This is a genomic window from Ochrobactrum sp. A-1, assembly GCF_022488005.1.
Classification (GTDB): Bacteria; Pseudomonadota; Alphaproteobacteria; order Rhizobiales; family Rhizobiaceae; genus Brucella.
In genome coordinates this window covers 965,219-988,271 of record NZ_JAKVQC010000004.1, presented here as the reverse complement: position 1 = coordinate 988,271, position 23,053 = coordinate 965,219, and the positions used below count along the sequence as shown (strand labels likewise).

Below are 23,053 nucleotides of genomic sequence, written 5' to 3'. Positions count from 1 at the left end.
GCCGATCAGCCCCAGCACTTGTCGAGTGCGGTCTTCGTATCGATGGACGGAACGCCTTCAACCGGCTTGTCGGTGACAAGCGACACGCCCGTATCGACAAAGTCCTTGCCTTCGGTCGGCTTCGGCTTTTCACCCGTATCGGCAAACTTCTTGATCGCCTCGATACCGAGTGCCGCCATCTGCAGCGGATATTGCTGCGAGGTCGCGCCGATCACACCAGCCTCGACATTCTTCACGCCGGGGCAGCCGCCATCGATGGAAACGATCAGCACGTCCTTCTCGCGCCCGACGGCCTTCAGTGCCTCATAGGCACCGGCGGCGGCAGGTTCATTGATGGTGTGAACCACATTGATATTCGGGTCCTTCTGGAGAAGGTTTTCCATCGCGCGACGTCCGCCTTCTTCATTGCCGTCGGTCAGGTCGCGACCAGCAATGCGCGGATCATCCTCGTCACCGAGCTTGGTCTTGTCCTTCGGATCGATGCCGAAGCCGGTGGCAAAACCCTGATCGCGCAGAACGTCGACGCTCGGCTGCGATGCGGTGAGGTTGAGGAAGGCCACATGCGCATCCTTGGCCTTGTCGCCAAGCGTTGCCGCCGCCCATTTGCCGACCAGCTCACCGGCAAGGAAATTGTCGGTGGCAAAGGTTGCGTCAGCCGCATCGGCAGGCTCAAGCGGCGTATCGAGCGCAATGATGAGCGCGCCTGCGTCGCGCGCTTTCTGGAGCGACGGCACGATGCCCTTGGTGTCGGAGGCGGTGATGAGAATGCCCTTCGCGCCATCAGCGATGCAGGTTTCGATGGCGGCGACCTGGCTTTCGGAATCGCCGTCGATCTTGCCCGCATAGGTCTTGAGATTGACCCCAAGCTCCTTGGCCTTGGCGATGGCGCCTTCCTTCATCTTGACGAAGAACGGGTTGGTATCGGTCTTGGTGATGAGGCACGCGCCGACATCGGCGGCATTGGCCGAACTCAATGGAATGGCGGCAGCGCCAAGCGCGAAGGCAGCAAAGGCTGCCGACAGAACTGTCTTCTTCATGGACTCCTCCCAGATTGAAACCGGTCCTCTTCCCCCGGCAGAAGAGAAGCAAAACACGGCTTCAAAACAGAGTCAATTAATAAATCCACTTGATTTATTAATATGCTGTGTCACTCTGAAAGACGGAGGAGAGAGGATCGAAAGAGGCAGGCACCGAGCCCGCTGCCGCGCCGCATGATCGGTCTTAGAGACTGAATCAAAAAGCGGCAGGCCGAGGCGAAAATGGTGATTTTCGAGTACCGGAGCGGAGCGTACTTCCAAGCATAGCCCCGGAAAGTTGCAGACTTTTCGGATAAGGCTATGCACCTGAGAAAGGTACGTGAGCACCGGAACGTAGAAAGGCGCCATTTGCAGACCGGCATGGTGACTTTTGGAGCAGGCTCTTAAGCGATTGTTTTTATTTCATATCCCTTGCAAAGAGGGCTTTTTCTCCTTCGATGGTTGGTTTAGGAATTCCGGCATTCCATGGCTGCATTTCGAAATTGCATTCCATGGCACGGAATCTGGGAGAGGCTATGGTCAGGCATAAAGTTGAAGGCGAACCAGACAGCGGGTCTGCCGATATGCTTTCCGACACGCTGTCAGGCACTCTTTCGGGCACTCCGGGGCCTGCCATGCTGCAATTTGCCGGGCCGGGCGCGAGCGTCAATCGCGGTTCAAACCAGATCGGCGTGCGTGCCTATAATGAGCGGCTGGTTCTGGCGCTTGTGCGCCGGCATGGCCAGCTTGCCCGCGCCGACATTGCCCGCCTGACCGGGCTTTCGGCGCAGACGGTTTCTGTCATCATTCGTGCGCTGGAAAAAGACGGCCTCATTACGCAGGGCGAACGGGTGCGCGGTCGTGTCGGCCAGCCTTCCATGCCGATGCGCCTTGCCGCCGACGGTGTTTTCTCCTTCGGTCTCAAGATCGGGCGGCGCAGCGCGGAAATCATCCTGATGGATTTTCTGGGTGCGATCCGCGAACGGCGGCACATCACCTATCGCTGGCCTGTGCCGGGTGAAATCCGCAGCTTCACCCTCGATAGCGTCAACGCTTTCACTGCAGCCCTCGAACCGGCCAAGCGCGACCGCATTGCGGGGCTCGGCATCGCATTGCCCTTCGAATTGTGGAACTGGGTCGAGGAAGTCGGTGCACCTGCCGAAGATCTCGATGCATGGCTCGGCGCCGATCTGGTCAGCGATTTCGCCAAGGCGTTTTCGTTTCCGGTCTTCGTGCAAAATGACGGAACGGCGGCTTGCGGCGCGGAACTGACCTTCGGTCGCGGGCCTGAATTCACCGACTTCGTCTATTTTTTCATTGGCTCGTTCATCGGCGGCGGTGTGGTGCTGAACAACACACTCTATCCGGGCCGCACCGGTAATGCGGGCGCGCTCGGCTCCATGCCGATGCGGATGCGCGGCACGTGGGAGCGCGGCGAAACCTTGCAGCTTATCGATACGGCTTCACTGTTCGTCCTCGAACGCATGTTGCAGGAGCGGCATCTGCCCTCCGACGATCTGTGGCTTTCACCGGAAAACTGGCGCAACTTCGGCACTCCGCTTGACGAATGGGTGGCGCTTGCCGCACGCGGGCTGGCGCATGCGACGGTGGCGGCCGCCTCCGTCATCGACTTTCCCGCCGCCGTCATTGATGGTTGGCTTCCAGGCAATGTGCGCCACCGCATCGTGGAAGCGACGCGTGTGGAGCTTTCATGTCTCGACCTGCAGGGACTGCGGGCGCCGAAGATCATCGAGGGCAAGGTCGGCGTTCATGCCAAGGCGATGGGCGCGGCGAGCCTGCCGCTCTCCAACCGCTATCTGTTCGACCAGAGCGTCCTGTTCAAGGATGCAGGTTAGTTCCCTTGATCGCTTTGTCGATATCCTTCTTGGGGCCGTAAAGCGCAAGGCCGACCAGATCGGGTGCGTCGGCATTTTCGGCCTTGAACACAGCGCGGTTGGCAACGTCATGCCCGGTCTCGAACATGGCGCGCACATAGGGCGCACGGATGAGATCGCGCTGGATCGATTGCTGCCATGCCCGTTGCAGGACATCCAGTGTTGCCGAGAAGATCAGCATCGGCTGGCCGAGCAGACGCGTATGCTTGCGGCCTGCCGCATCCTCATAAGGCTCGCCCATCGCGTGCGGCACAGCGCCGGATATACCGGTTGCGATGAAGGCGGTGACGTTGAGCTTCTGCCAGACAGGCAGATCGTGCAGGACAAGAATGGCTATTTTTGTATCGAAAATCATTGGTTCTTCCTCTTTTCGAGAGAAGACCTAACGGCTTTTCACCGCAATTTCTGGAACGTTTGTGCGTCCCCGGCGATAGGCGGCGGGCGTCATGCCATAGGCGCGGCGGAACCAGCGCCCCATATGGCTCTGGTCGGCAAATCCGCTGAGCGCGGCTGCTTCCGCTGGCGCTACTTTTTCGCGCAACAGGCGCCGCGCTTCGGCAAGGCGCAACTGCACCAGACAGGCATGAGGCGAGGTGCCGTATTCACGCCGGAACCCGCGTGAAAGCTGGAAACGGTCGGCAGCCCCCACCGCTTCTGCCAGTTCATCAAGGCCGAACTCCTCGTCGAAGCGCGCCCGCAGATAGTCCATCGCGCGGGCTGCGACCGGATGCGGAGCCGCCCCTTTTTCTGGCGTATCCTGCCCAAGATGTCGGGCAAGGTGGTTCGTCACCTGATCGCGGCAGTCTTCGATCATCAGTTGCGGCGCTTCGCGGAAAATGGCCTCGCAGGCGCGGGCGACCGCATGGAACAACTGTTGGTCATCGGCCAGCGTCTCGCGAAAGCCGATATGCGCATCATTGCCGCCCATTGCGCTTCTGACCAGTGATTGCGGCATATAGAGCATGTTATAGGCAAAACCGTCCGCCGCGACCGCCTGCCCGTCATGGCGTTCGCCCGGTTCGATGAGAATCACCCGCCCCGGCGTGCTCTGCCGCCGCCTGCCCCGGCAGAAAAAATCCTGCACGCCCGCATGGGTCACGCCGACGAGCCATTCATCATGAAAATGCATGTCATAGGCGTGGCTGTGAAAGCGCGCCGCCACGGCTTCCAGGCCGGTGGTATCGTCGCGTTTCAGCCGCATCACATCGCGCGGGCCATTGATGGGGCAAGCATTGTCGATCATGGCAGAATTTGTAGCATGGCAAGCGACAACCACACAGTTTGTTATTTTCAATCAATAAGTTTGATCTATGTTGTCTTGCAATGACCGCAAATGCCGACAAGGTGTATCGTACCAACTGATTGAATCAACCGGGAAAAACATGACCGTAACGACAATCGCGACCACGCCATACCAGGACCAGCAGCCGGGCACTTCGGGCCTGCGAAAGAAGGTTCCGGTTTTCCAGCAGCCCAATTATGCTGAAAACTTCATCCAGTCGGTTTTCGATGTGCTGGAGGGTTTTGCCGGCAAGACGCTCGTGGTCGGCGGCGACGGACGCTATTATAACCGCGAAGTGATCCAGAAGCTCATCAAGATCGCCGCCGCCAATGGCTTCGGGCGCATCATGGTGGGTCAAGGCGGCATTCTTTCGACACCTGCCGCCTCCAACATGATCCGCAAATACAAGGCTTTCGGCGGCATGATACTTTCGGCAAGCCACAATCCCGGTGGGCCTACGGAAGATTTCGGCATCAAGTACAATATCGGCAATGGCGGACCGGCACCGGAAAAGATCACCGAGGCGATCTTCGCCCGCTCCAAGGTGATCGACCAGTACAGGATTGCCGAGGTGGCCGATGTCGATATCGACACGATCGGCAACACCCGGATCGGCGATACCGAAGTCGTCATCTTCGATCCCGTTACCGATTATGCCGAACTGATGGAAAGCCTGTTCGACTTCGATGCCATCCGCGCCATGATCAAGGGCGGTTTCGGTCTCAAATTCGATGCCATGCATGCCGTGACCGGTCCTTACGCTAAGGAAATCTTCGAGCACCGTCTCGGTGCGCCGGAAGGCAGTGTCGTCAATTTCATTCCGTTGCCGGATTTCGGCGGTCATCACCCCGATCCGAATCTCGTCTACGCAAAAGATCTCTATGACCTGCTGATGTCCGATCATGCACCGGATTTCGGTGCGGCTTCCGATGGCGACGGCGACCGCAATCTCATCATCGGGCGCGGCATTTTCGTAACCCCTTCCGATTCGCTCGCCATGCTGGCCGCCAATGCGCATCTGGCGCCGGGCTACAAGGACGGCATCAAGGGCATTGCCCGGTCCATGCCGACCAGTGCTGCCGCCGACCGCGTGGCTGACAAGCTCGGCATCGGCATGTTTGAAACGCCGACCGGCTGGAAATTCTTCGGCAATCTGCTCGACAATGGCAAGGTCACGATCTGCGGCGAGGAAAGCTCCGGCACCGGGTCAGACCATGTGCGCGAGAAGGACGGCTTGTGGGCCGTGCTGCTCTGGCTCAATATTCTGGCGGTGCGCAAGCAGAGCGTGAAGGATATCGTCGAGGAACATTGGGCGCGTTTCGGACGCAACTATTACACCCGCCACGACTATGAAGCGGTCGATTCCGACATCGCCAACAAGCTGGTGGCCGATCTGCGCGGCAAGCTTTCAAGCCTGCCCGGCACGACCGTCAACGGCCTCAAGATTGAGAAAGCCGACGACTTCGCCTATCACGATCCGGTCGATGGCTCGATCAGCCAGCATCAGGGCATCCGCATTTATTTCCCGGATGGCGGCCGTGTGGTGCTGCGCCTGTCCGGCACCGGCACGTCGGGCGCAACCATCCGCATCTATATCGAGCGCTACGAAGCAGATGCCACCAAGCACAATCTCGATACGCAGGAAACGCTGGCCGCGTTCATCGAAGCGGCAGAACAGATCGCCGAGGTGAAGAAGCGTAGCGGGCGGGCGGAGCCGTCGGTGGTTACCTGATTAGGGCAGTAGGGCAGTAGGGCAGTAGGGCAGTAGGGCAGTAGGGCAGTAGGGCAGTAGGGCAGTAGGGCAGTAGGGCAGTGAAGAATATGGTGGTTGCGGTCATCCGCAATCAAAACATATTCCCCTACTCCCCTATTCCCTTAACATAATGCCTTACTGCCCTACTGCCTTAACCCCTTACCTCTACTCCCTTACTCGAAGACAATCGCCGGCGCGGGCTTTCCAGCCCCCTTGCCGCCCTTCATGTTCTCCCAGACCTTCCGGGCTATCTCGCGATAGATTTTCGCGTGCTCGCTATCCGGTTCATGGACGGTGATCGGCGTGCCCGCATCCGAATAGGCGCGCACATCCATATGCAGCGGCACTTCGCCCAGGAACGGCACGTCGAGACGTTCCGCTTCCCTGCGCGCGCCGCCATTGCCGAAAATATCGTAGCGCGCACCGGTGTCGGGCGCGATGAAGTAGCTCATATTCTCGACGATACCCAGAAGCGGCACATCCACCTTGCGGAACATGTTGAGCCCCTTGCGCGCGTCGATCAGCGCCAGATCCTGCGGCGTCGAAACGACGACCGCGCCCGCCAGCGGCACCTGCTGCGCCATGGTGAGCTGTGCGTCGCCGGTACCCGGAGGCATATCGACCACCAGAACATCAAGCTCGCCCCACGCCACTTCGCGCAACATCTGCGTCAGCGCCGACATGACCATCGGCCCGCGCCAGATCATCGGCGTTTCCTCATCGACCATGAAGCCCATCGACATGACCTTGAGCCCAAAATTTTCCATCGGCTTCAGGATCCGGCCCTCGACGGTTTCCGGACGACCGGAAAGGCCGAGCAGGCGCGGCATGGACGGCCCGTAAATATCGGCATCGAGAATGCCGATCTTCAGCCCGTTGGCGGCAAGGCCGAGCGCCAGATTGACCGCCGTGGTGGACTTGCCGACGCCGCCCTTGCCCGATGCGACGGCAATGATCGCGCCAACGCCCGGAATGCCGGGCTTCGTCGCCGCGCGCTGCGGTGGCGCGGGATGGCGATGCTGTGCAGGTGCGGCGGCAGCCGGACGCTGCTGCGGCTTTGGCGGTGGCGGCGCATCGTCACTGGTACGTCCGCCCTTCTTTTCGGCGGTAAGGGTGACCAGTGCGCCGGTGACACCCGGAATTTCCTTCACGGCCTTTTCAGCGGCCAACCGCATCGGCTCCAGCGCATCAGCGCGCTCGGCCGGAACCGTGATGGAGAAAAAGACCTTGCCGTCGGCAATGAATATATCCGAAACCAGACCGAGCGACACAACATCGCTTTCGAAGTCCGGTCCCGTCACGGCCTTCAGCCGCTCCAGAACCTGTTCGCGTGTTACGCTTGCCATTTCGATTCCCTTGTCAGGGGAGTAAGGGAATAGGGGAGTACGGGAGTATGTTCCTCGAAACGAACACACCGCGTGACCACCTATTCCCTTGCTCCCCTATTCCCATATTCCCTTACTGTTACTGCCTTATTCCCTTTTCACCAAGAGGCCAATGCCTCATTCGGGGCTCATTCAGGCCGCTTCCTCACAGACAGCCGTCTCGGGGCGATGCCCCATGAGGTAAAGCGCACAGGTGGTGCGTAGCATGGATGCAAAATTCTGGATCGCGCCATTGGCCTCCAGCGCTTCATCGTAGAGCGTCGAGATGAAGCGTGGTGTGGTCAGGTTCTGGCTGGCCGCGATCTCATCCAGCAGTCGCCAGAACGTCGCTTCCAGTTGAATGCTGGTGGAATGACCGCCAATGCGCACGGAGCGATTGATCTGCCGGTAGCCTTCCGGGTCCTGCTCGGCGAAAACCTTGCACATGGGTTCCTCCATCCTTTAGAGCACGAACTTGGCTGTGGTAGCCGATTGCCACCACGCCGTCGTTTTTTCTTTCATAATCGACAACCAGCAAGACAATCGCAAGCCGCTTTTGACGAAGCGGCATAAGAAACAGGAGTAGCTTGTGGCTAAAGCCATCCATTCGATGATCCGTGTTCTCGATGAGGAAAAATCCGTTTCCTTCTACAATCAGGCCTTTGGCCTCGATATCGCCGAGCGCATCGATTTCGAAACCTTCACTCTGATCTATCTGCGCAATGCCGAAGCCGACTTCGAAGTCGAGCTGACGGTCAACAAGGGGCGCACGGAGCCTTACAATCTGGGTGACGGTTACGGTCACCTCGCCGTGGCCGTAGACGATGTCGATGCGGAACATGCCCGCTTTACCGAACTCGGCTTCAAGGTCGGCAAGCTTGTCGATTTCAAGAATAACGGCGTGCAGCTTGCCCGTTTCTTCTTTGCCGAAGACCCGGACGGCTACAAGATCGAAGTTCTGCAGCGCGGCGGCCGTTACCAGTAATACCAGGACGCTAAGATGCTGATGCATCACGCCCTGAAAATGCTCAATCGCCGCACGGGCTTAGCCAAACCTCGATGAGTCGATCTCATTGAGATTTGGTATAAACCGCCCGGCACTTGTATCGCCTGCCATGGCCGAGAGGAGCGGCCACGACAGACGCCAGCGTTCCCGGTGGTAAAGACCTTCGGGTGCGCGCAGCCAGTCCATCCATTCCGGATGGGCAAGCAAAGGAGGAGAACCGAATGACAACCGTTTTTGACGGTCTTTCCACCCATGAAAAAAAGAAGCTCTCCCGCCGCGACCTCTTGAAGCGCGGTGCAGGCCTGAGCCTTGGGGCCATGCTGGTCATCAGCGGCAATGCCGTTATCTGCCCGCAATTCGCATGGGCGCTCGAAACCACCACGCTCAAGCCCGAAACCATGGCGACACTCATCCAGCTCGCACGCGATATCTATCCGCACGACAAGCTGCCCGACCGCTTTTACGCCATTGCCGTCAAGCCCTACGACACGGATTCCGCCAAGGACGAAACGCTCAAGACGCTGATCGAGGACGGCGTTGCCGATTTGAACAAGCGTGCCGGAACCGGGGGCTATCTGGGGCTCGGCTGGGAGGAAGAGCGCGTCGCGATCCTGCGCGATATCGAAAAAAGCCCTTTCTTCCAGAAGGTGCGTAGCGGACTTGTGACCGGCCTTTATAACCAGAAGGATATCTGGCCGCTCTTCGGTTACGAAGGCGAATCCTATTCCCAGGGCGGTTACATCAAGCGCGGCTTCGACGATATCGAATGGCTTTAAGGGGCTGATCAAGCTCAACCAATTCAAAGCGGCACCACCGTCCTGCAAGCGCCTTGCGTTTTGCGGAAACGGCGAAGCATTGGGAGGAAACCATGGCTGCTCCATATGATCTCAAGGACGACACGGTCGTCGTCATCATCGGCTCCGGTGCAGGCGGCGGCACGCTCGGCAACGAGCTGGCGCAGAAAGGCATCGACGTCGTTATTCTGGAAGCCGGAAAGCGCCACGAATTCGAAGATTTCATCAATGACGAATGGGACAGCTTTGCGCAGCTTGCCTGGCTCGACAAGCGCACCACGTCCGGCGACTGGCGGGTCGCGAAGGACTTCCCAAATCTGCCCGCATGGATCGTGAAAGCCGTCGGCGGCACCACCACGCACTGGGCTGGCGCATCGCTGCGTTTTCAGGATTACGAGTTCCAGACCCTGACCCATTACGGCAAGGTCGAAGGGGCAAATCTGCTCGACTGGCCGATCACGCTTGCCGACCTGGAGCCTTATTATACCAGGGCCGAAGACAAGATGGGCGTGACGCGCACCAACGGCATTGAAGGCCTGCCGGGCAACAACAATTTCAAGGTGATGAAAGCCGGTGCCGACAAGCTTGGCTACAAGGAATGCCATACGGGTCGCATGGCGATCAATTCCGCGCCGCGTGACGACCGCATGGGCTGCCAGCAGACCGGTTTCTGCTTTCAGGGCTGCAAATGGGGTGCGAAATGGTCGACACTTTACACCGAAATTCCAAAAGGTGAGGAAACCGGCAAGCTGGAAGTTCGCCCCGAATGCACGGCGCTCAAGATCGAGCATAATGCGGCAGGCAAAGTGACGGGCGTGCTCTATGCCGACAAGGACGGCAAGCAGCATGTGCAGAAAGCGCGCGTCGTCTGCGTAGCAGGCAATTCGATCGAAAGTCCGCGCCTGCTGCTCAATTCGGCCTCATCGAAATTTCCAGACGGGCTTGCCAATTCGTCGGGACAGGTCGGGCGCAATTATCTGCGCCATACGACCGGCTCGGTCTATGCCTCATTCGAAAAGCCGGTTCATATGTATCGCGGCACCACCATGGCGGGCATCATCCGCGACGAGGCTGCGCATAATCCGAAGCGGGGTTTTGTCGGCGGCTATGAGATGGAAACAATTTCGCTCGGCCTGCCCTTCATGGCCGCCTTCCTCAATCCCGGCGGTTGGGGGCGCAGCTTCACCTCGGCTCTGGATGACTATGTCAACATGGCAGGCCTGTGGATCGTCGGCGAAGACATGCCGCAGGAGAAAAACCGCATCACGCTGAGCAAGGACGTAAAGGACGAGCACGGCTTGCCCGTTCCCGATGTCTATTATGACGATCATCCGAACGATATCGCCATGCGCAACCATGCCTATGCGCAGGGCAAGGCGCTCTATGAGGCTGTCGGTGCCGTCCGCACCTTCCCGACGCCACCCTATCCGTCAACGCATAATCTGGGCACCAACCGGATGAGCGAAAAGCCGCAGGATGGCGTCGTGAACAAGCACGGACAAACGCATGACATCAAAAATCTGTTCGTTTCCGATGGCAGCCAGTTCACAACAGGCGGGGCTGAAAATCCAACCCTGACCATCGTGGCTCTCGCCATCCGACAAGCAGACTATATCGCGGAACAGATGAAGAAGCGGACGATCTGACCGCCGGGCCTATTCTCCCCCGACTGCCCAAAAACAGAACCGGCGCGACCAATTCGCGCCGGTTCTGTTTGATGCTTGGCAAAGACGGGCCTCATAGGCTAGGTAAACTCGGCTTGAACGGAGAAGCTTTGAGTTGAAGACAAGCATCGGCCAATATCGGGTGTCTCTGGCAATACGCATCTTGAGTGTATTCGCCCTGATGTTCGTCGCCTTTGCGCACAAGCCCGTCGATCTCAATGCGCCCGACAGCTATCTGCTTGCCCAATATCAATTGCCGGACGGCACCTATCCGGTACTCTGCATCGGCGATCACGGCTCTGATCCGAACCAGAAAGATCACAACAAGCACCTGAGCAACACCAGTTGCGAAGCCTGTCGGATTTCATCAGCCTTCCTGTGCCCGGCCCCTGCCGGTTCCACTGGCCCCGCCCCGCATATCGCCATGGCCGACGGCATCGTGCCGCCGCAACCGATCCTGCGCCACAGCACCTATCCGCCATCGGCACCGCCGCAAGCGCCGCCTCTCGCCTGAATAATATTGTTTGAGCGAATGCGTTTTTCGGATCGCATTCAGGAATGAAACGCGCCCGAACCCTGTTCCCTCGAACTTTGTACCGGTGTGCCTTCCAATGATATTCAGGTTTGAAACAATGAAGAACTATCGTCTTTTCGCCTCCGCCATCTCGATTGCCGCACTGTGCGCCTCTGCCGGCATGGCCAATGCCCATTCTTCCCTCGACCAGAGCGAAGCCAAGGCAGGCAGCTTCTACAAGGCAACCTTCCGTGTACCGCATGGTTGCGATGGAAAAGCCACGACCGAAGTAAAGGTCGAGCTTCCCGAAGGCTTTATCTCGGCTCAGCCGCAGGTCAAGGCGGGCTGGAAGATCGAGACCGTCAAGGGCGACTATGCCCAGAGCTACAAGGTGCACGGCAAGGATGTGACCTCCGGCGTCCGCGAAGTCCGCTTCACCGATGGCAACCTGCCCGGTGATTTCTATGACGAGTTCACCGTCGTCGGCCAGCTCGCCAAGTTCGACAAGGATACGACTCTCTCCTTCCCCGTGACGCAGGTCTGCGGAAGCGACGCTTCGGTTGCCTGGACGGAAGTGCCCAAGGATGGCCAGAACCCGCACGATCTTGCACATCCTGCGCCGCAACTGCTGGTGAAGGCTGCTGGTGCCGACGATGATCACGGCGGGCACGGTGGACATGACAAGATGGGCCAGATGGACAAGATGGACCATGCCTCCATGCAGGCAGCAATGCCGACGAAGCTTGGTGACCTCGAAATCACAGGCCCATCGGTGCGTGCCATGGTTCCCGGCGCCAAGGTTGCAGGCGGCTTTCTGACCATCGCCAACGGCGGCAAGGACGCCGACAAGCTGGTTTCCGTCACCACCGGTGGCGTCAAGCGCGTCGAAATCCACGAAATGTCGATGCAGAACGACGTGATGAAGATGCGCCAGCTTGAGGGCGGTCTGGATATTCCGGCAGGCGAGAAGGTCGAGCTGAAATCCGGCGGGTATCACCTCATGTTCATCCAGCCGGAAAAGCCATACAAGGAAGGCGAGACCGTTCCTGTCACGCTGGAATTCGAAAAGGCTGGCAAGGTCACCATCGATTTCCCCGTCACTGCGCAAAGCGGTCAGAAAGACGGAGACCATTCGGGTCACTAAGCGAACCAGCCGTTTCCGGTAAACCGCGCGCTATCTGTGCGGTTTCGGGAAATGCCTGAAAGTTCAATCGCGAAGACCGATCCCTTAGCAAAGGGGCGAATGATCCGCGTCCTCTCTCCTTCGCGCATTATGCGCCCGTTTGCCGCAACCGCTGCTCCCCCACAGCGGTTGCGTTCTTCATCATATGCTGTAAACATGAGTATTAAAGTCTAGAATAATTCCAAACAGTTGAAATCCAATAAGATTTTAAACTTGAGTAATTGACTCCAGATGGATTTTCGGGCTTTTATGCATGGTGCAACTTACAACCTTTGATGTCTGGGCCTTGAACCCTTTCGATTGGAGGACCCTATGATTGGTCTCGGCGAATGCCGGTCCGCAAATGTCGACGGCCTGCCCTGGCAGCTCAGTCTCTTGCCGACCGGATATTGCAATGTGCGGGGGGAAACCGAACGTCCCTCGGCAAGAATGCAGGGTTCACACCCCGCATGCATGTCTTCACTCCGCAGCTTCTTCGGGAGGCGGACATGAATATGCGCATATCCCAACTGAACGGCGCCAACACTGCGGGCTATTTCGATCGCATGCCGGAAAAGCTGGTGCTGGAAGGTTATCGCCGCTGGACCGCGGGCTTCGAGACGGGCTCGATCATCCCGTGGGAAATGACCTGGGGCCTCTATTCGGAAGTGCTTGGGCCTTCGGAAGCAAAACGCGCGGTGGGCAAGCTGTCGCATTTCATTCGCGTGCTGCGCCATTGTGCCAGTTGCCAGTTGCGCGCTTTCCCTTTCGACTCGCACCATGTCTGCCGCGAGGAATGCCTGACGCTGGGGCTGATTTCCGGCATCCAGAATCAGGACGCACTGCTGCTCAATACCTGCCTTGAAGCGATTGCCTGTCATCGCCGCTGCGACGATGTGGCAGGGGCTGCACGCAATTTTGCCGACACGCTGGCTGATTTCGGCCAGACTTTGTTGCCAATACCGATCCATGCCATCGACAGCGCCTTGAATTTTACGCCGCGCGCGACTTTTCACTGATTGGTCCAAGATCGGGCCCAGATCGATCCTTGATCGGAAAAAGTCCCAGCGTTTTGCGAATGAACGTGGTTCCAGATTTTAAGTCGCCGGTACCCGGCGCAAGGAGATAGAAATGCAGGCCAGAACCGAACGACGCCTCGGCATTGCCGCCGCCCTCGTCCTGACCGCAGGAGCGTTTGTCATGCCGGGCGTATCCACCCAGATCGTGCAGAACGATGTTGCGCCGCAGAGCCAGATCCATATGGCTTCGGCAGAAAATCTGCGCGCCGAGCTCCGCCATTTCATCAATCTCGGCGAAGCCATGCCGAAATCGGTGCGCTACGAATAAACACATCGAGACTGAAATAAAAAACGCCGCGCCAGATCTGGCGCGGCCTTTTTTTGCGAGAAATCAATTGCTTATCCGACGATGATCGGGGCCTTCCCCTGTACGCGGTTATAGAGATCGATGATGTCCTGGTTCATCAGGCGGATACAGCCGGAGGACATGGACTGGCCGATCGACCACCATTCCGGCGAGCCGTGGATGCGATAGCCGGTGTCCCGCCCGTTCTGGAAAATGTAGAGCGCACGCGCGCCCAGCGGGTTTTGCGGGCCGGGTTCCTGGCCGTTGCGATATTTCGCCAGTTCCGGCTTGCGCTGGATCATTTCCGGCGGCGGCGTCCAGACCGGCCATTGCTTCTTGTACTGGACATTGGCCGTGCCCGACCATTCAAAACCCGCCTTGCCGATGCCGATACCGTAACGCAGCGCTTCTCCGCCCGGCAGAACGTAGTAGAGAAGATGGTCCTTGAGGCTGACAACAATCGTTCCCGGCGCCTGCCCTGTCGGGTCCGGCACAATCTGACGGCGGAATTGCTTCGGCACTTTCTCGTAGGGAATAGCCGGTAATGCATACGGCCCTTCCTGCACGGCGGCATACATGACATCCGGCGTGGTGATATCGCGGTCGACGCTGATCTGCGGACGCATCGGCGTAATCCCGCCCGTGGACATCGGATCGACATTCATCTGGAATGCCGACATATCCATCGTTTGGTTACAACCGGCAGCACCGGTGAGGAGGATGGCTCCGGTGCCGAAAAGGAAGCGGCGGCGGCTCAGATCGTCAATGAACTTGGTCATGCAAATTACCCGGACACAAGGGTTGAAACACAGCCGTCAAGCGACCGCCATACTCAACAGCAATTTGCGTTCTTATGGTTGAAGAACGGTTAAACAACTCGCGCAAACGTGTCTGAAAATTCTGTTTGAAAGCATAAATTGCAGCGAAAGTGAAAATTAAATCGATTTAAGCATCCAGGTAAATACGGCGAACATATGTATCGTGTGGCTATTTGATGGCTTAAATGCGGCCTTTACGTGGAACCACTATTCTGGATTGCAAACAGAATAGCAAAAGGCCGGGTCATCAAACCCGGCCTGGATTGCCTTCAATAATTTGCGGCAATCAATAATCTTTTTCGTAGAAGATACCGCCGCTGGAATCGCCTTCAGCACCGAGTGCCCCCTTGGCTTTCAGGTTGCGGGTGATGTCGAGATTGACGGTACCCTTGGTCGAGCCGCCGGAACCCGCTTCCACGCCCAGATAGATATTGTCGCGGATATAGCGACCGGCGCGAACTGCCGTCTGGCCCTTGTCATCCGTCACGACATCAAGGTCGTCGAGACCTGTCCCGGCGCGCAGTTTGTTCATGAGCGAGTTGTTGGAACCGCCCGCCAGTTCTGCCGCAGCAGCAGCAAGCTGCGCAATCTGGAACGCCGACAATTCGCCGATGGAGCGCTTGAAGATCAACTGGGCCAGCACTTCATCCTGCGGCAATTCCGGTGTCGACGAGAACTTGATATCGAGATTATCGACCGTACCCGTCACCGTCACGATTGCAGTGATTTCATTGCCTTCCGAACGCGCAACGAAGTTGAGCTGCGGATTGAGATCGCCCACCAGCGTGACATGACCTTCATCGAAGGTAATGCGCTGACCAAGGATACCGATGCGACCGCGGATCATGTCGAAGGAGCCAACCGGCTTGATGTCGGTCACAGGTCCGGTGAGGCGAAGACGTCCGCCCAGCTCCGTATCAAGACCGCGACCGCGCACGAAAATCTGGTTGGGCGCGTTGATGAGAACGTCGAGGCGCGGCACAGTCGGGCGCGCTGTTGGGGTCGGCACCCGGCTGCGGCGCGTTTCTACCTTGGCGCGATCAAGCGTCACCTGAACATTCTTCGGCGTGTTCTTGTGGCGAACCGGGACATAGGCTGCGCCGCCGCCGAGATTTTCCGGCACCGAGATTTCAGCCCTGTCGACATCGATGCGGCCTGAAATCAGCGGATCGCGCATCAGCGGTCCATTGATCGTGATCCCGCCGTCGACGGTCGCCACGACCAGCTTGCCATCGGCATAGCGGGCGCGATTGAGCTTGATCTCGATATTGGCCGGGAAGTTCGCTTCGGCATTGGTCGAAATCGTACCGCTGGCGGAAACCGATCCACCACTGCCAAGCGCGGCATTAACCTGGCGCAGCGTGACGGTTTCGCCATCCAGGCTGCCCATGACATTGATATTGTTCAGGCGGACATTGGTGTCCGGATCGACAAAGGTTGCGCCATTGGTGGAGAACATGCCGCGCAATTGCGGACGGTTGAAGCCGCCCGAAACGCTGGCCGTCAGCGTCAGCGTACCGTTTGCCTGCGCACCGCGATCCGCCAGGAAGCGGTTGGCAAGCGCCAGCGGAATGCTGCCATTGACATTGACGCCAAGCCCCTGCCCCGAGAAAGGCACCTTGCCATTGGCAGTGACATTGAGGCCGCGTGGACCATCGACGGTCAGCGACGAGAAGTCGATGGCCATGGCGGCGTAGCTGCCTGCTGCCTGCAGGGTCAGAGGCGCAAGCCCGTTATCGCGCAGCGGTTTGGCCGCAAGACCGGTGCCGCGCAGACTGAACGTCGCCGCAGGATTGGTGAGCGGTCCGGTAACACGTGCCGTTCCTGTCACATTGCCAGCCAGATCCTGTCCCTTGACCGCACCGTTCAGCGCCGTCAGCGGAAGATTGGCGAGATTGACGTCGATGGCAAGATCACCTTTGCCAAGCGGCACGCCGCCATTGGCGCGCACATCGATGCCATTGCCATTTTGGGCGCCTCCGGTTACATGCGCATCGACATTGAGCCGATTATTGGCAGAGGTGCCCTTGGCATCTGCATTGAGAGCTGCAATGCCCTGCTTCTTCAGTTCGGCCGCCGTAACACCACGCGCCGCCATGTCGAAGGCGACATCGGGCGCTTCTTTCGTGCCGGTGATGCGGGCCGTGCCGTTGATCGTGCCGCCCAGCCCCAGTTCCGGCTTGAACGTATTAGCGAGAGCCAGCGGCAGGTTGGAAAGGGCAACCGACAGATCGAGACGACCATCGACCACGCCATTGACCTTGACCTGACCGGCACTGGCATCCGCGCCTGTATTGATAATGATATCCCCGAAGGAGATTTCCTCGCCCTTCATGGAAATGGTGGCGGGCGCGGCCAGATTGGCGCTGAGCGTGCCCTGCTTCACATGGGCCGAAGCGAGCCCCAGTTCGAAACCGCCATCCTTCGGTTCCAGCGAACCGGCGGCACTGGCGACCGTGCCGATCTTCAGCTGGGTGTTGGCAGTAAAATCGGTCTTCGACCCGGTTGCGTTGGCCTTGGCATCGAAGCTGTCGATGCCGAACGTGCCGACCATGATGTCGCGCGCCGCAGCATTGCCATCGACCACCGGCACCCCGAACAGGTCCTTTGCCGTCAGGGCAATATCAGCCGAGGTGATACGATTGCCATTGACCTTGATGTCCTTGGCATTGGCTGTGATCGATGCATTCTGGCGGCCGTCATTGGCGTCAAGCGTGATGTCCGCATTGGCCGCGCCGGTTGCCTCTGCCAGCGCCAGGGCTGCAGCCGTGGAAATATCCGGCGCATCAAGCTTCAGCGCGCCCGTCAGGAGACCTTTCGCGGTCTGGGTGACATTGCCCGAAAGATGCGCACCGCCTGCATTGAAGACAAGGTCGGTCAGGCGCTTTTCGTCATTGACGATGTCGATCAGCGTTCCAAGATCGACGCGCTGGCCATTGAGGAATGCACTGCCAGCAAGCTTGCCGGAAAGGGCAGCACCTGTCTTTGCATTGCCATCAAGCATGGCATTGAAATCAAGGCCACCTTCGGAAAGCTTGCGACCGGCCAGAGTGCCCTCCGGCGCATCGGCGCGCAATGCCAGCGCGATCAGCTTGTCGTCGCCGCGCGCGCTGCCCTTGACGGTCATCCGGCCCGATGCCTGATCGGAGAGAAGCTTGAGATCGGACAGCATCACGCCAAAATCGAAACTTGCCTTGTCGGATGCAAAGGAACCATTGGCGGTGATCTCGCTCAGCTCATTGCCGATGCGGAAATCACGCGCCGAAAATCCTTCCGCGCTGCGGCCAAGCGCACCGCTCAAGTTGACAGCGCCATCGAGAATACGGTCAACCGCTTCCGTGCCGGTGCGCATGTTCTGCGCCGTACCGTTGAGGTCGAGCTGGAATGCACCGCTGACCGGGCGAACAATGCCCTTGGCGTTGACATCGATACTGCCGGCCAGGTCCCGTTCTGCCAGAGCGCCGAAAGGCGCAAGGCTTGCAATCTTGGCAGCGATATCGCCATTGAAGGCAAAATCGTCAATATTGCCCTTGAGGTCGAGGCTTAGACCGTTGCCGGCAATATTGGCTTGCGCCAGTTCAACCGGCGAACCGGCGCGCCACGCACCATCAATGGCAAGCGCAATCTTGCTTCCAAGCGCTTCGGCGATTTCCGCACGTTCTGCCGAAATGCCATCCATCCCGCCATTGACCTTGAAGGTGATATGGCGATTGGCGGCATCTTCCAGGTTTTCAGCAACGCCGCCCATATCGAGTGCGATGCTCTGGGCAGAAATCGTTGCGTTCTTGAGACCGGCGATGGCAAGCGTTCCCGTCCAGTCATTGGTCGGGCGATCACCATAAGCGACCTGGAATTTTGCGTTGTCGATATAGGTTTCAGCACCCTTGACCGGCAGGAGCACGCGCCCCTTGCTTTCATCGGCAATGGAAGCATCGATACGCAGCTTGTTCAGGAAGCGGTCATTGCCGGTTTCGGCAGAAGCTTTCAGCTTCAAGGCAGCGCTGTTCAGCGCCAGATCGTCAAGTCGGAAACCGCCTGCATCCTTGAGGAAGCCGTCGGCGGACAGTACGGTTTCGGCACCGAAGAAATCGCGAAACGCTGCCGGCACCAGAACCGCAATCGGACCATTGAAACGGGCAGAGAAAACACGCCCGCCATCGGGTGCCTGACCTTGCCGGTTGAGTGCGAATTCGCCTGTCAGCGTGCGGCTGCCATTGGTGTCGAGTGCAAGATCAACCTTCAACTCGTCAAGCGGACCGGCGCCTTTCAAGGTGAGATCGACCGGCGGACGGCCATCGATGTTCAACAGGTTGGCGACGATGCCGTTGGCCGGTTCCGAGACTTTCAGGTCGAGATCGACCTTCTGGTCGGCATTGGCATAGGCCGCACGAAGAGCAAAATTTCCGCCCGGACCGTCGAGACGCTTGATGTCGAAATTGGAATCCAGCGAACCATCGGCAAGCGACAGGCTGCCATTGGCCGACACTTCCGATTCAAGGCCGAAAATGTCCGGTCCGAAATGCAGGCGCGCAATGGCAAGCTGGTCGAGATTGATCGAAATCGGCAGGTCCGGCAGGCTGAACGTCGACGATTCCGGCGACGGCACGCTGTTGTCAGGCAACGGTTTGCGGATGATGTCGATGCGCTCGGCGGCCAGCGACTGGATGCTGAGGCGACCGACGAGAAGCGCGGTGCGGCTCCAGTTCAGCTTGGCATTCTCGATGCGCAGCCAGACGCCTTCACGGTCTGCAATGGTGATCGAGCCGACTGTTGCTTCCGAAGACAGGACACCGCTGATGCCGGAAATCGAAATACGGCGGTTCGGCGCGGAAAGCTGGCTTTCCACGAAGGACAGGAAATAGGATTTCTCTTCTTCGGGCTGGGCTTCCGAACTGCCCGGCTCTTGTGTCCCAGTATTTACCTGAGCATTCTCCTGAGCGCGGGCCGTGACCGGAGCTTCCCGCTCCGGCCAGCCGAAGATGATTGCCGTGACGGCGAAAGCGACGAAGGCGATGATTGCGAGAAATCTGGTCAAAACGCCTGTCCTATACCTACGTACAAGCCATAGCTCGGATCGCCTGAGCGGCGGTTGAGCGGAACGGCGACATCGAGGCGAATCGGTCCGAGACCGGTCAGATAGCGCAGACCGCCACCGGCGCCGACACGCATCTGTTCCGAGAAATCAGGAAACGATTTTTCGCCGACATAACCGGCATCGACAAATGCCACCGCGCCGATGGAATCGGTGATGCGGGTGCGCACTTCGCCATTGGCCTCGACAAGCGAGCGCCCGCCGATGATTTCGCCATTGCCCGCGCTGACGCCGATATTGCGATAGCCGTAACCGCGAACCGAGCCGCCGCCGCCTGCCAGGAAGAGCTGGCTCGGCGGCAGGTCCTCGATGGAGGCGCCGACAATAGAACCGACCTTGAGACGGCCTGCGAGGATCACGCGATCCTTTTCACCAAAGCCGTAATATGTGCGGCCTTCGGCAGTGAAACGGGTCGCGAAATTGCCGTACTGAAATTCGTAGAAGGGCTGGATATTGCCTTCCAGATAGAAGCCCGAACTCGGGTCCGGCTTGTTGTTGCGGCTGTCATAGAGAAGATTGCCCTCCAGTCCCGCCGTCGTGAAGCTGCGCGAACCGAAGACGTCGTCGTCAAAGTGGCCCTGGCTCGCCTTGGCATAGAGCGCACCTGACAATTCGTCGCTGAATATCTGCGTGAAGCCAGTCTTCGCATTGACCGAGGTTTCGGTATAGGCATCCAGCACTTCGCGCTTGGCGTCGAGTGCGGCGACAAAATCCGTATCCGGCGTATAGACGCCCGGCTTCGTGAAGCTTGTGCCGACAAGATAGGTAAAGTTCTTCGGGTCGAAGGAATTGTCCTGCGTGCCGCCAATGCCGCTGATCTTGGCGTCGAAACGCAGGCGCTCGCCGCGCCCGAAAAGGTTACGATGCATCCAGTAGCCGGTCAGACCGAAACCGTCGATGGTCGAATATTCGGCACCGAAGCCGAAACGGCGCGGCTTGCGCTCCTGCACGTTGAGCGTCATCGGCAGGCTGCCATCCGGCTCGATCTTTTCGGCTTCCTCGAAACTCATGGCGCGGAATACTTCCATGCGACCGAGACGCTTCTTGGCTTTCTCGATATCGTCCGGATCGAATTCCTGACCCTCTTTCAGCCCGGTCATCCAGGCCACGAATTGCGGGTCCATGCGCGCCGTTCCGACGACGCTGACCGGGCCGTAATGCGCCTTCTGGCCGGGGTCGAGCGAAACATCGGCGGAAACGCGATTATCTGCATGGTCGGCGACGATGTCCTCGCCAGTCACCCGCGCTTTCGCATAGCCCTGCTGGCGCCATGCCTCGACGGCAAGGCGTTCGGCCTTGATGACCGTGCCGGATCGCGCCACCTGTCCGGGCGCGAAACCAGCATCTTCAGGGGATTGCACCTTATCGCGTTTGTCGACCGGTGGCGGCGCAATATTGGAAATCGCCGTGCGCGAAAACAGAAATTGCGGGCCGGGATCGACGGTGATCGCAACCTTGGCATCATTGGGGATTTCCGCGTCGGGCGGAATGTCGTTCGCCTCGCGGCCGTCGACGAGAATAGAAATCGTGCCGCCATAGCGGCCCTCGCCATAGAGCGCGGCCAAAATGCGGCGATAATCGCCCCGCGCCTTGGCCAGCAGACCGGCTGAGCCCGAAGCAGGTTTTTCTGCGTCGGATACGAGGCCTGAAGCGCCTTCAATGGTGGATTTCAGATCGGCTTCCGTGCCGTCCGCATTCTTGCGGTCGCCGGTGGTCGTGACCTCGACAGTGTAGGTCTTGGGATCGATGATATCGGGATCTTCCTTCTTGTCCTCGCCCCACAGACGAACACCAAAGATCTCGAACGCCAATGCAGGCGATACCGCGAAGGAGGAAAAATGCGCCGCCAGCAAAAGCACGGCGATGCCCCTTCCCTGTATCGTCCTGTTACTCCAAGTCATACGCGCTACTGTCCGGTTCCTGTCTATGCGGTCGCCTGGCGGCGTCCCGTTCATCACCCCCAGCCCAGGACGATTCAGGGATTACCATAGGGAGAACGGAAGTCCAAGCAACAACGCTAGATATGGACCATTTCAGTCAACGGAGTATTAACGTTACCACACCTTGCAATTTCCCGCGCTGATTGAAATTCTTGCAATCGCTTTCCGCATTAATTGCGGAAGGGTGGACAGAAAATCATAACGGCTCGCCGGCGGGGGTGCTGCCGACGAGCCGCTCATCAGGTCATTGGGAGGAGGGAGGAACGACCTGATCAAGACGAACATTATATCGAACGACTGGCGACGACCTGTCAGCGCCCGGCATGCATCGGACGCATATTGCCGAAATGCATGCCGCCACCGCCCATTCCGCCTCTGAAACCGCCGAAGCCGTTATTGGCAAATGCCGGACGGTTGAAGCCACCAAAGCCACCCTGACGGATCACCGGACCAGGACCCCAGTTGCGACGTATCTCGCCATTGGGCCATCCGTGTCCGCCCCATCCGCCACGGCCATTCCACTGCGGGCCATGGCCCCAATGGTTATTCCAGCCACCGCGATTGGACTGGCAGTTACGCCCGATGCAGCCGTTGACATAGTTCGGTCCGCCGCGCCAGCCCGGCCCCCAACCACCGCCCCAACCACCGCCCCATCCAGGCCCCCAGTAGCCGCCAGTCGCCCAACCGAGGCCGAGCCCCAGACCGAAACCGTCAGCATATCCGTCATTATTGACGATTACCGTGGTGCTGGAAGGTGCTGCATAGGCGGGGCCGCTATAGGAACCGAACCGGACGTAGCGCGCCGATACGAAGCCGACGCGGTTGCCGTTGTAGATCTGGCACCAGCCATTGCGACAGGAACCGGCATTGACGGTTGCGCCGGCAGGGAGCGCAGCCAATCGTGCGTAATTGGAGCCCGGCCCCGAGCGGACATTGACAGAAGCAGAGACATAGGCCGTCGCGGCAGAAGCGATAGCGGGCGTGATCAGTGTCGCCGCAACGATAGCCGCACCCAGTATATGATTATTAGTAAGCACTCTCTTAAATAAAGGCATCGCATCTTCTCCAGATTAGCGACAAAATAGAGACGCATTAAATATCCAACATGAGTTCATATACGACAATACTAGAAGTAACGCAAACAACCATCATTATAATGGTAAATTTATGGCGTATATTATTATTTTCTACATCTTGATACTAAAAGTAATAACCTTTTGTTTACACTCATTGACCTTGAATTTACATCAAATTGATTAAAATTATACGGAATTTATTTTACCCTCGTGCCGCTGCAACTCACCCAAAAAGAAAGGCGCCCCGGAGGGAACCGGGACGCCACGCGGCTTTGGGGGGAGAGAGGGAGGATAAAGCCGCGATCACGGGCC

At 58.6% G+C, this 23,053-nt stretch carries 18 protein-coding genes; 9 read left to right on the top strand and 9 right to left on the bottom strand.

What is annotated here, in order from left to right:
- Window positions 1-5: 5 nt before the first annotated feature.
- Window positions 6-1,037 (bottom strand): sugar ABC transporter substrate-binding protein, encoded by a 1,032-nt coding sequence (locus MKS82_RS14300; RefSeq protein WP_061344752.1) that lies wholly within the window; start codon window positions 1,035-1,037, stop codon window positions 6-8.
- A gap of 563 nt (window positions 1,038-1,600) precedes the next feature.
- Here MKS82_RS14300 and MKS82_RS14295 point away from each other — a divergent pair.
- A complete protein-coding gene (locus tag MKS82_RS14295; RefSeq protein ID WP_445558084.1) occupies window positions 1,601-2,872 on the top strand; it encodes an ROK family transcriptional regulator in 1,272 nt (423 codons plus the stop codon).
- Here MKS82_RS14295 and MKS82_RS14290 read toward each other — a convergent pair.
- Together MKS82_RS14290 and MKS82_RS14285 are read right to left on the bottom strand one after the other, a co-directional pair.
- On the bottom strand, window positions 2,856-3,266 hold the full coding sequence (locus MKS82_RS14290) for a DUF2000 domain-containing protein (RefSeq protein WP_109989192.1): 411 nt from the start codon (window positions 3,264-3,266) through the stop codon (window positions 2,856-2,858). The two genes, MKS82_RS14295 and MKS82_RS14290, sit on opposite strands and share 17 nt — an antisense overlap.
- 27 nt (window positions 3,267-3,293) lie before the next feature.
- Entirely contained in the window at window positions 3,294-4,154 is an 861-nt protein-coding gene (locus MKS82_RS14285) for an AraC family transcriptional regulator (RefSeq protein WP_240578927.1), read from the bottom strand.
- 139 nt (window positions 4,155-4,293) lie between these two features.
- Between MKS82_RS14285 and MKS82_RS14280 the strand changes: the two genes are divergently transcribed.
- Entirely contained in the window at window positions 4,294-5,925 is a 1,632-nt protein-coding gene (locus tag MKS82_RS14280) for an alpha-D-glucose phosphate-specific phosphoglucomutase (protein WP_109989191.1), read from the top strand.
- A 194-nt stretch (window positions 5,926-6,119) separates the two neighbouring features.
- On the opposite strand, the gene apbC is transcribed toward MKS82_RS14280, so the two are convergent.
- Together apbC and MKS82_RS14270 are read right to left on the bottom strand one after the other, a co-directional pair.
- Complete coding sequence (apbC, locus tag MKS82_RS14275) at window positions 6,120-7,292, bottom strand: iron-sulfur cluster carrier protein ApbC (RefSeq protein WP_109987166.1); 1,173 nt, start codon at window positions 7,290-7,292, stop codon at window positions 6,120-6,122.
- A 171-nt stretch (window positions 7,293-7,463) separates the two neighbouring features.
- Window positions 7,464-7,757, bottom strand: coding sequence for a ribbon-helix-helix domain-containing protein (locus tag MKS82_RS14270; RefSeq protein ID WP_109987165.1), 294 nt, complete (start codon window positions 7,755-7,757; stop codon window positions 7,464-7,466).
- A gap of 142 nt (window positions 7,758-7,899) precedes the next feature.
- Between MKS82_RS14270 and MKS82_RS14265 the strand changes: the two genes are divergently transcribed.
- The 7 genes from MKS82_RS14265 (at window position 7,900) to MKS82_RS14235 (ending at window position 13,797) form a co-directional block, all read left to right on the top strand.
- Complete coding sequence (locus MKS82_RS14265) at window positions 7,900-8,295, top strand: VOC family protein (protein ID WP_011982294.1); 396 nt, start codon at window positions 7,900-7,902, stop codon at window positions 8,293-8,295.
- Window positions 8,296-8,537: 242 nt separating this feature from the next.
- Entirely contained in the window at window positions 8,538-9,092 is a 555-nt protein-coding gene (locus MKS82_RS14260) for a Twin-arginine translocation pathway signal (protein WP_109987164.1), read from the top strand.
- Between the two features lie 92 nt (window positions 9,093-9,184).
- The gene (locus MKS82_RS14255; protein WP_109987163.1) at window positions 9,185-10,756 is read left to right on the top strand and encodes a GMC family oxidoreductase; all 1,572 of its coding nucleotides are present in this window, start codon (window positions 9,185-9,187) and stop codon (window positions 10,754-10,756) included.
- A 133-nt stretch (window positions 10,757-10,889) separates the two neighbouring features.
- A complete protein-coding gene (locus MKS82_RS14250) occupies window positions 10,890-11,288 on the top strand; it encodes a hypothetical protein (protein ID WP_109987162.1) in 399 nt (132 codons plus the stop codon).
- A 118-nt stretch (window positions 11,289-11,406) separates the two neighbouring features.
- On the top strand, window positions 11,407-12,432 hold the full coding sequence (locus MKS82_RS14245) for a DUF1775 domain-containing protein (RefSeq protein WP_109987161.1): 1,026 nt from the start codon (window positions 11,407-11,409) through the stop codon (window positions 12,430-12,432).
- 527 nt (window positions 12,433-12,959) lie between these two features.
- Entirely contained in the window at window positions 12,960-13,469 is a 510-nt protein-coding gene (locus MKS82_RS14240) for a hypothetical protein (protein WP_240578926.1), read from the top strand.
- A gap of 112 nt (window positions 13,470-13,581) precedes the next feature.
- Window positions 13,582-13,797: a hypothetical protein gene (locus MKS82_RS14235; protein ID WP_109987159.1), complete on the top strand. Its 216-nt coding sequence runs from the start codon at window positions 13,582-13,584 to the stop codon at window positions 13,795-13,797.
- Window positions 13,798-13,868: 71 nt separating this feature from the next.
- Here the strand turns inward: MKS82_RS14235 and MKS82_RS14230 are convergent, their stop codons facing one another.
- The 4 genes from MKS82_RS14230 to MKS82_RS14215 form a co-directional block, all read right to left on the bottom strand.
- Window positions 13,869-14,594 (bottom strand): L,D-transpeptidase, encoded by a 726-nt coding sequence (locus tag MKS82_RS14230; protein ID WP_109987158.1) that lies wholly within the window; start codon window positions 14,592-14,594, stop codon window positions 13,869-13,871.
- Window positions 14,595-14,919: 325 nt separating this feature from the next.
- Entirely contained in the window at window positions 14,920-19,488 is a 4,569-nt protein-coding gene (locus MKS82_RS14225; protein WP_445558083.1) for a translocation/assembly module TamB domain-containing protein, read from the bottom strand.
- A 176-nt stretch (window positions 19,489-19,664) separates the two neighbouring features.
- Window positions 19,665-21,626 carry an autotransporter assembly complex protein TamA gene (locus MKS82_RS14220; protein ID WP_276313330.1) on the bottom strand — a complete coding sequence of 654 codons (1,962 nt, stop codon included), beginning with the start codon at window positions 21,624-21,626 and terminating at the stop codon, window positions 19,665-19,667.
- Window positions 21,627-21,976: 350 nt separating this feature from the next.
- Entirely contained in the window at window positions 21,977-22,720 is a 744-nt protein-coding gene (locus tag MKS82_RS14215; protein WP_109987155.1) for an SH3 domain-containing protein, read from the bottom strand.
- Window positions 22,721-23,053: the final 333 nt, after the last annotated feature.